15 protein-coding genes are annotated in these 13,560 nt (G+C 39.3%); 1 reads left to right on the top strand and 14 read right to left on the bottom strand.

The annotated features are described in order from the left end of the window. Window positions 1-22: 22 nt before the first annotated feature. The 10 genes from V1L65_RS24525 to V1L65_RS24480 form a co-directional block, all read right to left on the bottom strand. Window positions 23-574, bottom strand: coding sequence for a GNAT family N-acetyltransferase (locus V1L65_RS24525; RefSeq protein WP_331701909.1), 552 nt, complete (start codon window positions 572-574; stop codon window positions 23-25). Between the two features lie 190 nt (window positions 575-764). Beyond that, window positions 765-1,217: a hypothetical protein gene (locus tag V1L65_RS24520; RefSeq protein WP_331701908.1), complete on the bottom strand. Its 453-nt coding sequence runs from the start codon at window positions 1,215-1,217 to the stop codon at window positions 765-767. A gap of 16 nt (window positions 1,218-1,233) precedes the next feature. Beyond that, complete coding sequence (locus V1L65_RS24515; protein ID WP_331701907.1) at window positions 1,234-1,767, bottom strand: DNA topology modulation protein; 534 nt, start codon at window positions 1,765-1,767, stop codon at window positions 1,234-1,236. 45 nt (window positions 1,768-1,812) lie between these two features. Continuing rightward, window positions 1,813-2,298, bottom strand: a complete 486-nt coding sequence (locus V1L65_RS24510; RefSeq protein WP_331701905.1) for an SRPBCC family protein — start codon at window positions 2,296-2,298, stop codon at window positions 1,813-1,815. A gap of 168 nt (window positions 2,299-2,466) precedes the next feature. After that, window positions 2,467-2,844, bottom strand: a complete 378-nt coding sequence (locus tag V1L65_RS24505) for a DUF3024 domain-containing protein (protein WP_331701904.1) — start codon at window positions 2,842-2,844, stop codon at window positions 2,467-2,469. A 58-nt stretch (window positions 2,845-2,902) separates the two neighbouring features. After that, on the bottom strand, window positions 2,903-3,358 hold the full coding sequence (locus V1L65_RS24500) for a hypothetical protein (RefSeq protein WP_331701903.1): 456 nt from the start codon (window positions 3,356-3,358) through the stop codon (window positions 2,903-2,905). A gap of 59 nt (window positions 3,359-3,417) precedes the next feature. Next, window positions 3,418-4,008 carry a GNAT family N-acetyltransferase gene (locus V1L65_RS24495; protein WP_331701902.1) on the bottom strand — a complete coding sequence of 197 codons (591 nt, stop codon included), beginning with the start codon at window positions 4,006-4,008 and terminating at the stop codon, window positions 3,418-3,420. A gap of 62 nt (window positions 4,009-4,070) precedes the next feature. Further along, window positions 4,071-4,850: a phosphotransferase family protein gene (locus V1L65_RS24490; protein WP_331701901.1), complete on the bottom strand. Its 780-nt coding sequence runs from the start codon at window positions 4,848-4,850 to the stop codon at window positions 4,071-4,073. Window positions 4,851-4,921: 71 nt separating this feature from the next. Beyond that, complete coding sequence (locus V1L65_RS24485; protein ID WP_331701929.1) at window positions 4,922-5,212, bottom strand: hypothetical protein; 291 nt, start codon at window positions 5,210-5,212, stop codon at window positions 4,922-4,924. A gap of 58 nt (window positions 5,213-5,270) precedes the next feature. Continuing rightward, window positions 5,271-6,050 carry a Cof-type HAD-IIB family hydrolase gene (locus V1L65_RS24480; RefSeq protein ID WP_331701900.1) on the bottom strand — a complete coding sequence of 260 codons (780 nt, stop codon included), beginning with the start codon at window positions 6,048-6,050 and terminating at the stop codon, window positions 5,271-5,273. Window positions 6,051-6,384: 334 nt separating this feature from the next. On the opposite strand from V1L65_RS24480, the gene V1L65_RS24475 reads away from it, so the two are divergent. Beyond that, on the top strand, window positions 6,385-9,375 hold the full coding sequence (locus V1L65_RS24475) for a leucine-rich repeat domain-containing protein (RefSeq protein ID WP_331701899.1): 2,991 nt from the start codon (window positions 6,385-6,387) through the stop codon (window positions 9,373-9,375). A gap of 93 nt (window positions 9,376-9,468) precedes the next feature. Here the strand turns inward: V1L65_RS24475 and V1L65_RS24470 are convergent, their stop codons facing one another. The 4 genes from V1L65_RS24470 to V1L65_RS24455 are packed head-to-tail and all read right to left on the bottom strand — an operon-like array spanning window position 9,469 to window position 13,471. Beyond that, window positions 9,469-10,605 (bottom strand): ABC transporter substrate-binding protein, encoded by a 1,137-nt coding sequence (locus V1L65_RS24470; RefSeq protein WP_331701898.1) that lies wholly within the window; start codon window positions 10,603-10,605, stop codon window positions 9,469-9,471. Window positions 10,606-10,626: 21 nt separating this feature from the next. After that, on the bottom strand, window positions 10,627-11,394 hold the full coding sequence (locus tag V1L65_RS24465) for an ABC transporter ATP-binding protein (protein ID WP_331701897.1): 768 nt from the start codon (window positions 11,392-11,394) through the stop codon (window positions 10,627-10,629). Then, a complete protein-coding gene (locus tag V1L65_RS24460; RefSeq protein WP_331701896.1) occupies window positions 11,391-12,422 on the bottom strand; it encodes a FecCD family ABC transporter permease in 1,032 nt (343 codons plus the stop codon). The genes V1L65_RS24465 and V1L65_RS24460 overlap by 4 nt, the downstream gene beginning before the upstream one ends. 2 nt (window positions 12,423-12,424) lie before the next feature. Beyond that, on the bottom strand, window positions 12,425-13,471 hold the full coding sequence (locus V1L65_RS24455) for a methyltransferase (RefSeq protein WP_331701895.1): 1,047 nt from the start codon (window positions 13,469-13,471) through the stop codon (window positions 12,425-12,427). Between the last annotated feature and the right edge of the window lie 89 nt (window positions 13,472-13,560).

The following is a 13,560-nucleotide window of genomic DNA, read 5'->3' as shown; positions in this document are numbered from 1 at the left end:
GGTCTTTTCTCCAAAACCCCTTCTATGCAAGCTTTATCCAAAATCTGTTTATAATGTTTCCGTCTTCCTCAATAAAGTCTTTGTCCTGCACCCCACCATTGTTTATTATGGTTTTTCTAGATGCAACATTAACATAATCACAAACTACAAGAGCGTTACTGATTCCTATCTCTTTACTTTTTTCAAGTGCCATTGCCAATAATTTAGTTGCGTATCCTTTTTTTCTTTCGGAAGGGCGTATTCCATATCCAATATGTCCGCCACTATTGAAGAGTTTCTCAGTTAATGCATGCCTTATATTGACGGCGCCTACGACTTTTCGATCTTCATTCACTAACCAAAATGTACTGCTCGGTACCCATCCATCTGCAATATCTTGCTTATCTTCATTCTTAAAGAGAAATTCAAGCATTTCCTCATAATTTGTTGGATCTTTAGAAATCACCCAAGGTACCATATCTTCACCAGACTCTTGCCAATCTTGAAAAAACTCTATATATGCTTCTCTTAATTCTACCGTCGGTCTAACTAGAAATATTTGAGCCATTGACTCTCTATACTTTAAATCATCCATATTATATACCTCGTTTTGTTATTGAATTCAGTCCATCAAATATCGTATTTACAACACAACCCAGCCCTAGATAGCTCTTATCTTAGGCCGGGTCGTGTGTTGTTTGAGCTACTTCCATAATTAAACTCCTTAAAACCAAGGAGGGATATTCCGCTCCATGATCATCAACGATTAAATCCAAAAAATATCGTTACTTAGTTTCTTCAAGCACTAATACTTCAAGCTTCGCTATAGCATCAGTTCCTTTACAACCATTTGCCTCTAAAATTCTTCTCCCCTTACCTTCATCAGTTTTTTCATTTATTGCAATTTCTTTGCAAGTAAACTCATGATTTTTACGATCTGAATAAAAATCCCTTGATGAATCAATCCTTATCTTTATTTCTTTACCATCTGTAAACAAGTCATAAATCCAGTAACCGCCATCAATTATTGGAGGGACTACAAGTAGGTAATCTGCTTTGCCATCATTAAAGCTGGAAACAAAATATTCAATCTTTTTGAAATCCTCTTCATTATAATTAACTATAATATCATTTGTCACGTTCACAGCATATGGTTTTTCATTTTTACTGCATGCACTTATTATACAAAATAATACAGCTACTATTATCGACCTATTTACAACATTAATCTTGTACATTCATTTCACTCTCACCTTATAATTCACCTTGAAATCCACCAGTTACCTTTACTCGATTCATTAATTCTTTCACTTGTTTTCTTGTCTTTACAATTATAATTTCTTTTTGACCCTTAACTGATTCCAACATTTTTATAACTCTCATTCTACTTCTTTTCTTATAGTTCCAAACCCAAATAAAAAATGCCCAGTCAAGTTTTTCAGGACATTCTTCATTCAAATCCGGTCTTGTTTTTCCGTGATATCTAATCCTTCGTTTAATAATTCGGTATATACATAACAATCTAGGCATATCTAAAAAAATAATTACATCTGCCCGTTTTATTCGCGAATCCAATGTTCTTGAGTAATTGCCATCCATAATCCACTGTTCCTGGCTGGTTGCATCTGCAATAAATTGATCCCATTCCTCATCCGGGGTTGCAATCCAGTTTGGTTTCCAATAGTACTTATCCAAATGTATGATTGGGAGTTGTAATCGCTCACTAAGCTGTTGAGATAGCGTAGACTTTCCAGATCCGGCAGATCCTATTACTAAAATGCGATTCATTTAATCCCCCCTTTGTTAAACATGAATTCTTCCAGCACTATTGACCTACCGTTTGATCTTGCCTTCATTTTTCTTATATTCTTCTGTAATTCGCAGCTTTAATTGATAATTCCGATGTTCCAAAAATCTCTTCATATATCTTTTCAAAATCATTCTTTCTGTAATCCGCCCAATGATTCCAAATGGCGCTTCAAACGCAAGTCTATCCTTCATTAATGTCATGCCGTTTTGTTCCTCAAAAATATGTTCATGTCTTAAGCTCTTAAATGCACCCTTCCTCATTTCATCTATGAAATAATAAGGTCTTCTATATGCTGTGATCTGCGATGTAAGCTTTTGTCTAATAAAAAAATGAGTCGCTTGAAATGTTACGCTTTCCCCTTCTCCGATCATGCTTTCCGTAATTCCTTCGATTGCTCTCTCCTTCGTATGTTGCCAAACAGTTTGAGTATGTACTTCAATATTTCTAGCGAAATCGAAACAAATTTCTATTGGTGCTTTAATAAGCACTTCCGTTTCAACTGTAACCAAACGCATATCACCCCGTTTATAGATTAATATACAAGCTCTGCTATAAAGTCGAATGTATAACGCGACCCAGCCTGAGATAACTCTTATCCTAGGCTGGGTCATTTGTTGCTCTGAGCTTATCGGTATTATTTGATTTTTTATAATTATTCAAATTCTCGTACATCTTCTTTACAAAAAAGACCAGAAAATATTATTACCATCTACTTCCTTTAATTGCTTTTCAAATTGTTCATCTGGTTGAATGTCCTCTACAAAATGCCATTTTTTTCTACTATCTTGCCAATACACCTTCCAAAGAGTATCTTCTAATCTTAATTGTGCAATAGGATACTCATAACGCTCTTCCATATACCCTGGTCTTTCTAGGAATAATGTGACTGTATTCCCCCGAAATTTATAATACATTTTTATTTCATTTTTAAGATGTTCGGGAACCTTTTGTTCAAAATAGTTATCCAGTATTTTGGTTATTCTCTTTTTTGTAAAGTCATCTAGCAATATTATCACTCCGTTTTGATGGATTTGTAACATTTGAGCTCCTTCCATGATTATATATCCTAACAGGCATAGGATGCCAGTACCGCAGTATGAGTCAGGCATTGGGTTACCTCATATGCAAATAACCTCCACCCATACCAAAAGGCACGTCGGTCTTGCCATGTTGTACTAATCCGTTCAACTCAATCTGAGGATCATTAAAATCTAATAATTTGGAGTCACCAAATACCTCTTTTATTGGTACAAAAAAAGTATAATTAATTGATTTCCCTGGTTTAAGTATTACGGGATGACTAATATCTGTTTTTCCTTCAATTTTAAATGGGTTTCCCTTAGATCCATTCGGCATAATAATTGGATAATATAAATAAAAATGCAAGTACTTAATCTCCAGTTCCCCTGAATTTTTAACTTCTATTGCATATGTTCTGTATTCTTCATTTATTTCTTGGTTCAGCAAGTTGATCTCAATATCATTATCATCGAATCGTTTATCTGTAGCGGTACAAGCAGTCAAAACAAATATGAATATTATTAGGAACGCCAGTATTGAATGCTTCATTAATTCCTAGCTCCTATCCACTTACGTTTTCTTTTGATAATGTTTCCAGTTATACATTTCTAACATCGCTTATTGCATTTCTCCATCTTCTTTGCGATAAATTCCTCTTTCGTTAACCCAAACAAAATAAAGTCTAAATATTTCCCGTTTGTATATACTACCTGGCGACGGATACCTTCTTGAACGCAACCAAGTTTTCTCATCATCTTTGCTGAACCTTCATTTCCTTCAAGAACATAGTTATTGAATTTATTAAGCCTCCGTTCAAGGAAGGCATATTTTAATAAAATCTTCATTGCACTTGTTCCATAACCTTTACCACGATAGCCTTTATCAATTACAATACCTATACTAAATGTCCCATTTCGCTCGTCAATACTGTTTAAATTGATGCCACCTATACTATTCCCATCCAAGTTTTCAATAGTGAACATAATTCGTCCATTGGTAGAAGTAAAGTTAGCATTTTGTTCCACAAATTTCTTTGTCCCCAATATCGTGGGCGGTAACTCGATGGCACACTCTAGTAAAAGACGAGCAGGAGTATCAAAATCACTTAAGTAATAACTTTCCCAGTCTTCGTCCTGTATGGCCCGCAATCTTACCCTTTCATCTTGCCAAAAATAATCAGTATAATCTATTTCTCTCATGATAGCCTCCATATATATTTTTATATTTCCGTACTACTTAATTCGCTTCTTCGAAGGCTTAATTAAAAGAATTGATAGAGTCCGTTTTCGAAATACTCAAATTCTTCATATGAAATACTTCTTAAGCCATATGCTTCAAAAAACCATTGCTTATCAGTTTCTTCCTTAAATGCATTTTGTTTTGGTCTAATAGCCAAGGCCAAATCGTATCTAGGGTCCCCAAATGCGGCTCCTCCCCAATCGATCACACCTACAATTTTATTGTCATTCACCATCACATTATCAATGGTAAAGTCACCATGAATTAAAGTATTCGGTATTTCTTTGGGAGTAGACGATTTTAATTTATGTAATAATTCCTTCGTTCCATCCACTTTATAGTTCCTAAGATTATATTCCGCCTCTTCTAGCTTTGACATTAACCACGACTCACGGGTCGTGATCAATGGCTCCGGACACAAAGTCGAATGGATCTCCCTTAAAATTTCTCCAAAATGACTAATGACCTTTTTTCTTTTCGCTACATCATGTTCTCGAAGTAAAAATTCCCGCATGCGAATTCCATGAAACTGACTCATTAATAACCAGCAATGTTTCTCCTCTTCCACAAGCAAATACGCTTTGGGGATCGGTAACAAACGATTCTCAAGTTGCGTTAATATTTCAAATTCCTGCTTTAGCCAGGCACTGTATAACGGTTCGGTTGTTTTCTTTAAAATAAAATTCCCGCTCATTGTAGTCAAGCTTACAACCACAGAAGTATGTCCTTGCGCAGGGAAATGAATTTGTTGGATTTCACCTATAAAATTTAAGATAGAATTTGGAATTTCCCTTGTGTTCATTGTTTCGCTCCTTGAGATTGCTCATATTTATTTGGATATTTTTGACTAAACGACCGACGAAATCCTTGATATCACAGTATCTCCTCACATATCTGCTCAGCGATTAAATTAACCGGTAATGAACCATCGATAATGAAATTTGAATTTGGTTTTACTGTGTCCAACATATTTAGATATGCCATTCTCCCCCTGGACAAATATAAAGAAAGTTCATTTATTACTTTTTCAATAGAAGAAGAGTCCTCGAAATCTCTTATTAATCTCCTAGCCATTGCAATATCAAGAGGGGTGTCGATAAAAACACTAAAATCAATATATTCTGCCAACTCCTTATGTAAATATGCAAATGGATAGTCTAGAATAATAAAATCAATTTCACTGGCCCGATATGAAAATGGTGTTCACCGAACTACTTTTGATTTACCCGCAAAGTCTCTCCAAAATCATTGCCACTCCGTCATTATTATTAGTTTCTGTAATCTCTTTAGATCTCAATTTCAATTCATCTATCGCATTTCCCATTGCCACAGGCCAACCACAAGTATTAAATAATCCTATATCATTAGAATCATCACCAAATACCATAACGTTTTCGAGAGAAACGTTCATCTCCTTACACAAAGCTGCTACTGCACTTTCTTTAGAAGCCTTCAGTGATGAAACTTGAACAAGATTTCCATTGTCTGTTATCAAAATGTTTAGTTTCATTTTAAATTTCTCCTGGAATGAAATCATATCCATTTTTCCTGTAAACAAGATTTTTGATGCCTCAAGACATTTAAGTTCTTCCAACGGCCTTACAATAGGATTGTCTTTAACTTGTATGACAGTTGAGTAGTCATATTCTCTTAAAGTCACCCATTCATCTTTCACTTCTAAACTTAAGTCAAGATCCGGGTTACATTTGAGACAATAATCTAAAAGTTCTGCTGTAACTTCAGCTTCAATGGATATATGTTTGTTCATTCCTGTATGTTTGCAATCAATGTAGGCTCCATTGTAATAAATAAATGAACCCAATTTAAGCATTTCCTCGTTCATAAACGACCTCACAGCCCTTGGAGGGCGTGCTGTTGCAAAAATAAATTTCATCCCCCTATTCGAGCAATCCATAATAGCCTTATAGTTCCGATTCGATATTTCTTTTTTGGAATTCAGGAGTGTACCATCTAAATCTAAAACTATTATTGGAAATTTCATTGAGATCTCCTTTCTGGCTGAACAATTGGCTTGGACGGCTAATCCCTTCCATGTTAAAGGTACAAAAACCCACCTTTGGCGCTAACCTTGAGGTGGGTTCTTTATCTTTTACTATTTTACCATGATATACCAACAAAATGGAACGTCAATGTTACCAAATATCCGTGGAACTAGGGGATCCACTCCCATAATAATATTTCGTGCTGTTCTTATCACTGTGAAAAGAAAAAAAGGAATATGCCAGTTCTTGTCGAATGATAGCATGGAACTATATTCCAAAGTCTTGACCCAGGACTAAAGACATATCCGATAGACGGAAAGGAAGGAACATTTATTGATTACATTTAAAAAGAGATTTGCTGTTTTACTCACGTCGGTAATACTCGCTGCAAACGTGAATACGGCAGCAGTTCATGCGGCGGATGCCGGCAACATTACATTTCCCGACGCTAATTTGAAAAAGGCACTGATTGCCAACGGCGTCGATTTGAACAAAGACGGTCAAATCTCGCGTGAGGAGATGGCCAGCCGTGCTGATATCGGCGGTATGGGCAACGGCCTTTCGCATCTTGATTTGCGCGGTTACGGTATTACGAATCTCTCCGGTATTGAACATGCCGTTCATATTAAATCTATATCTCTGAACCAGAATCCATTATCCGACATCGGTCCATTGAAGTCGTTGACCTCTTTGGATTCGCTTATGCTCACCCAAACCCAAGTAACGGATCTTTCGCCGCTTGCTGGAATGGAAAACATTCGTATGCTCGGGATCGCGGACTCAAAAGTTCGTAATCTGGGCCCTGTCGCAACGCTGACCGGATTATCCATGCTGGATATCACCCACAATCAAATTACAGATATTTCGCCGCTGGCGTCATTGAGCGATTTGACGGTCTTTTATGGGGCGCTTAATCAGATTTGTGATATTAGTGCCTTGTCCTCTCTCAAATATTTGCGTCATGTCGACCTGAGCGTCAATCAAATCAAGGATATTTCGCCGCTATCCGCATCTGTCAGCTTGGAGCGTCTACTTGCGGATTATAATCAAATTTCCGATATCAGTGGACTTGCTCCCTTAAAAGCCTTAAAATCACTGTATTTGTCAAATAACCAAATATCGGATCTATCGCCGCTGTCCGATAAGAAAGACCTGCAAATTCTGGATGCCGCTGCCAATCGGATCATAAATCTGTCTTCATTATCTCAGCTCAAAAGCCTTAAATTATTGGATTTGTCTTTTAATCAAATTCAAGATCTCGGACCGCTCCAAGGATTGAACCATTTGAAATTGTTAGGTCTAGGGAGCAATGACATTGAAAAAGTAGATGCGCTCTCTGGCCTGCATGCCTTGACCCAATTGATTTTGGCTGATAATCAGATTGCGGATATTAGCCCGCTTTCGTCGCTGACTCAACTTGATACGCTCCTTTTGTCCAATAATCGGATCAGTAATGTGGAGGCGCTGGCGCGAATGACCGGCATGAAAGAGCTGCATTTGGAAAACAACTCCATCTCTAATATAGCTGCGCTGTCGAATATGATAAAATTATCCAGGTTGATTATAAGAGGCAATCCAATCAAGGATCTAAGCCCTCTGCAATCATTGACCGGCCTGCAAAATTTAATTGTCGAGCTTGAACTGCGAAAGCAGCTTAAACTGCCGGTGGAGGGTATCGTTTCCGGGGGCTCTTACCAAAACCCGGTCACCATTACCTTTCAAGAAGGATCAGGCAAACTGAACGGAAAAAGTGTACCAAGCGGAATCGTCGTCAGCGAGGAAGGCAACCATACCTTTAACTTGAGCGGCGTCGGCGGCGCTACGACACAGGTTTATTTTGCAATCGACCGTACGGCGCCGATTGTTACCGGAGTTGCGGATGGCGGACTTTATCACGAAGCTGTAACGATTCTATTTAACGAAGGGGAAGCGTTCGTGAACGGCCAATCGGCAGCAACCGATTATTGGTACGACCAGTCCGAAAGAACAGACAACTACCGGGTAAGAATCAAAGAGCAGGGTGTGCATTCGCTCTTGGTGAGGGACGCGGCGGGCAATGAAACGGCCATGCAGTTTACTATTCAGCCTCGCGCCACAGTCATTCATGGCGTATCCAATCAAAGCGTTTATAACACAGAACGAACGATTACTTTCAACGATGCGACAGCTTTGCTTAACGGTGAACCTTTTAAAAGCGGCCAAAAAGTGAGCCAAGCAGGGAAATACCAGCTTGAAGTAAGAGGCGACAACGGAACGGTAACGTCCGTAAAGTTTACCATTACTGCGGAGGGTGCCAATACCGGAGCTTCACTGGCAGGCGTATCGGCATGGGCCGCAGCGGATATCTCGTACGCGCAGTTTATTGGGCTGACCCATCCTGTCGCCCAATTGCATTTCGGCACGATTATTACACGCGAGAAGTTCAGCGAGGTTGCCGTCAAGCTATACGAAGCTATAACCGGGACCACTACATCCGTAACAGTCTCCAATCCGTTTAAGGACACTGCGAACGCTGAAATTATAAAAGCTTATCAACTGGGCATCGTAACCGGAACATCAAAGGATCGTTTTTCACCTAATTCTTTAATTACGCGCGAGCAACTGGCAGCCATGCTGATGCGCGTGATCAAATTAGCCAATGTAGACATCCCGGCGGGGACGAGCAAAATGTTTCAGGATCGCAGCCAGTTTTCCCCTTACGCGGTGGAAGCAATCGGTTATTTGTCATCCATCGACGTTGTAAAGGGATTGGACGACAAGCATTTCGGGCCAAGGAAAAACGCCAGCATTGAACAAGCTGTCGTTATGGCCAAACGCATTTATGAGCTGGCACAACAGGGAGCCAAGAAAGGCGACTCAGACTCAACCGAAACCAATGATGGTCTGTTTGGCCGCGGCGATATGTTTGCCGCCTATGTGAAAAAGCCGGGGGAAAACGGTAATTCCGCTGATTATGCGCTTACGAATGATCGAGCTTTCACTTTGCCCGCATACAGTGCTATTTATGTTCATTCCATGATTAATCAGTCTCCGGATGAAAATTCAACTTTCGGTACGTTGGTGATCGCCAACAATACGGATAAGCCAAAGCAAATTTCAGCGCGGAGCATTGATTTATCACTCGTTGACATTTACCGCGACAAATGGGGTGAGATGATCTCTCCTGATGGAACGACGGTCGTTATGAAGTCCACGGGACCGTTTATTCGTCTCGTCGTATTTGACGGTGCATTCGACCCTCAAAAGCCATATTCTGAATATGTCGCCTCCAACAATGTCATTGATCTCGGAAGCTGGAACATGGTGCGTCATACCAAATCTTAATCATACTCTTGAAAGGCTGCCCGATCCGCGCTACGGCGGAGAATGGGCAGCCTTTCCGTTTCCTTTTCATCTGTAACGTACAGTAATGTGCTTTTAAGGATTAAGAATACTCTGGATAAGCTCATCAGTAAGAATGATGTTATAGTGCTGTTCATAATAAGTCTTCATGCGGGAGAGGAAAACCGATTCGTTTATAGTATCTGGGTAGCTAGTCATGACCAGCCATTCCAATGTAAGTGGCGAATCACTGGAAGGAGTCCCCCAATTTATAATTCCTACAGGCATATCGTATATGGTTTTGTTTTCAAATGCTTTTGTCTTAGACCAATCCTGTCCACTTATTGAGTTAGAAAGATACGCCTCATTATCTAAATTGCCTTGAAAGAGATAAATAATATCTGGATTCCACTCGTAAATCTGTTCCATTGTAACCTGATTATAATCACCGCCTGTCAAGGTTTCTGCCGCATTTTTAAGCCCGCTCTTCTGAAGCCAGTCATCGCCGTGTGTACCTCCGCCACGAACGGTGATTGTATCACCTGTATTGTTCATTATCATGATCGCCGTTTTCTTTTTACTCTCATCGATCTTTGTAAGCGCGGCAGAAACAATCTCATTTGTAATATTCCATTCATCCTGTAGTGTTTTCCCGGAATCCATTTGGAAAATATCACGCATTAGCTTATCGATATTGACGCTCCATTCCTCATTTTCATGACTTGGTTGATAAAAGTCTACAATGGGAATTTTAATATTTTCTAACCCTTCTTTTTGAGCAGCTCCCCAGACAAGTATAATGTTAGGATCGAGCTTAAGTAATTCCTCTGCATTTGAAGAAAAACCCGTTAGAAATGTTGTGTTGATTTGTTGCCAATTCGGAAGAAGTTTACTTAAAACCTGTTCATTAGCAAGAACAAATGCCATCTGATGTGTACCAACAAGTTTTCCGTTATCATGTACTATACTTAAATAAGTTGACACTATTGGAGGAGCAATAATGACTACTTTTTCAATGTTTTTTGCAACAGGTATTGTAACTTCAGCTCCGGTAAGATCTGTAATAGTACGGATTTCCTCCTTGACTGTCTGTGCTTGTGGAGAAGATGTATTTGCAGGGGGTCCCTCGTTCTTCTTGTCACTTAAGCCAGAACAGCCCGAAAGTATGAGGAGCCCCGCGAAAACAGCGGCTATGCAGAGTAGAATAAGCGGCTTAAGGTAATTTTGACTCATTTCGTTTTCTCCCTTTTATAGTTAAATAAATACAAATGCTTTTTTGTCAATATTCCTATCACTTAAGTCAATAATTCGCGAATCAATGTGAAAAAATCGTCTTATATTATCCTCGCTCATTATAGTTGACGTCTTTCCGAAAACGTACTCTTTCTGCCCTAGAATGAGGGTAAGATCAGAAAACTCAAGAGCAGATTCGGGATGATGGGTATTAATTATGCAGGAAATTTCGCCGCTTTGGGCCAATTCTGCTATGAGGCACATAATATGTCGTTGATTCTTAAAATCAAGATGCGCCTCGGGCTCGTCCAGCAGCAAAAGCTTTGGTTTTGATGCCAAGGCTCGTGCAATGTACACAAGCTGGAGTTGACCGCCGCTTAGTTCAGTACACAGCCGATTTTCAAGTCCTTTTAGACCAAGCCGCTCCAAGCACTGCATAGAAATATCCCAATCTTTGTCCGAGGGCATAGAGTAGAAATGAAGCATCTTAGTACGCCCCATACAAACCATATCCAACACTGTAAATGGAAATGCGTTTCCTTTCGCTTGAGGAACATAGGCAATATCTTTGAACTGCAATTTGCCCGAAGCCACCTTACCGTCTATACGAATTTGACCGCTGCTCCATGGAAGAATTCCAGTCAAGCATTTCAACAGGGTAGTTTTGCCGATTCCGTTTTGTCCTAAAATAGATAAAACCTGCCCCTTGCCAAGAGCGAAATTGATTTCCTTAAAAACCATCTTGTTTTTAGTGTAAGAAAAAGAACCATTTTCAACCTCTAATTTCATCTGGCAGCTCCCTCTTTCGACTTTTGATAAACGATTAGAAACAGAGGCGCACCAACTAACGCAATTAATATACCTATCGGAATTTCTGCTGGAGTAACTGTTCGTGCAATAATATCTACGATCAAAATAAAATTTGCGCCATAAATACAGGTAAGTGGTATGAGATAACGATTATTTGCCCCGATAAGTGATCGAAAAATGTTCGGTATAATCAATCCAACCCAGCCAATCATTCCAGTTACCGAAACACAGGCTGCCGTAACCAGCGTACATGCTGCAATAATGACTAGCCGCATTTTTTGAGGACGAATTCCTTGCGCTATCGCTTCTTCATCCCCAAGGGAAAGAATATTAATTTGCCAGCGAAGCACAAAAAGAACAATAGTCCCAATACCAATCGGTATTGCTGCCAAAAAGACATCTGACATCGTAGTATTCGAAAAACTCCCCATAAGCCAGTATGTAATTGCAGGCAAAATGGAGTCTGTATCGGCGACTAGTTTTATAAGAGACAGGAGAGCATTAAAGATGGAGCCCACAATGATTCCGGAAAGCACCAATGTCAAAACAGAATGATCTTTTTTTAAGCGAAAAAAAGAGTAAGTACTACATATGCTCAAGATCCCGCCTAAAAACGAGAACGGAACAATGAAACCAGTACTTCCCCCTGAAATAAGTAATGCAAGAGCCGCTCCAAATCCAGCCCCGTTGCTCACACCCAAAATCTCCGGACTAACAAGGCGGTTTTGAAAGATTCCTTGAAACGCTGTTCCTGCTGCAGCAAGAGCGCTGCCAACCAAAATGTTTAATAATACACGAGACAAACGTATATCAATGACAACAGTAGTTCCCGTAGTATCAAGCCCCAAATAAAACTTGTCGTAGAATGCCGTGATAACCTGTGTTGGGGACAATATATAGCGTCCCAGAAACAAAGCGAGAAAGGAAAAAAACAGAAGGCCGATGATTCCAATCATCATCGCCAGATTTGCCTTACGCCTTTCCGGGAAGAACTTATCACTTGCCATGATTATTCCTTTCCGAAAAGATAGTAGGATGCATCTTCTTGATTACATACGTGTTTAATAAACCCTGCCTTTTCTATGGCAGTTAAAATTTGATTGTTCGTTTTTAAAATATTAAGTCCGTCCATATGTGTAGCCAAAAATCCGATGATACTTTGACTAGGGGCAGTAAAAGAATCATTGATACGATGAGTATCTACATAGAGATACCCTCCAGCATTCATAGCGTTGTAAATTTTTCCTAGCATTTGATCAAGGTCTCCGCAGAAATCCAAAATTCCCGAAGCAATGACCAAGTCGTAATGACTTCCAAAATCGTCCTTGATAAAGTTGCCTGCTCTGGTTTCAACTTGCTGTTCCAGATGGTTTTCTTTTATCCCATCGTTTGCAATGGGAATGACCTTGGGTTGATCAAATATAATTGATTTCGAAGCAGGAAAAAGTTTAGCAAGCTCAATGGCCAAGACACCTGAACCGCCGCCAAGATCAATCGCACGTATAGGTGCGTCTTTTTCAAAAATCTCCTGCATTGCTGTAATAAATGTTTGCGCTCTGCCGGTGTACATATGAATCTTGGAAACCTCCCCCATTTTTTGAAAATCATATGAATCAGAACCAAGAGGGTCATGAAATGAACGGTGCGTCGGGCCGAAACATACGAGCTCTTCTACACGTGATAGATCCTTAACTTTATACCAATATAGAAGGTATTCACCCAGGTAGAGTTCACTAGATTTATTTAAATATAATTCCGTATCGGGACAATTCGAAAAATGCTCATCTTCTTTAGTAATAAAGCTTGTCGAAGCTAATGCATTTAATAAAAGTTCGGAATTTCTTTTGTGATATCCAGTTTCATTAGAAAATTCTAAAGCAGTCTTCGGGGAAGTAAGATGGGAAAACACATCCAAACGGATTGCTGAATAAATGAGTTGTGCTTGCAAAAGTTGATGAGTTACTCCCAACACACGAGAAGCACTGTAATCAGGCATTTTTGTTGCGTCTTTCAATATAGTAGCCCCCATTTCTCTAAATTTCTTTTCTCTATCCAAAATAAATATCTCCTTTCGTGTATAATACAATTAAGAATCATTCTCAATTATAAAGATTTATCCATATAGCGGTATCCCATAAACGAGGG

It is taken from the genome of Paenibacillus sp. IITD108 (assembly GCF_036541265.1).
GTDB lineage: Bacteria > Bacillota > Bacilli > Paenibacillales > Paenibacillaceae > Pristimantibacillus.
The sequence above is the reverse complement of the archived record's forward strand: the minus strand, read 5'-3'. Positions and strand labels throughout refer to the sequence as shown.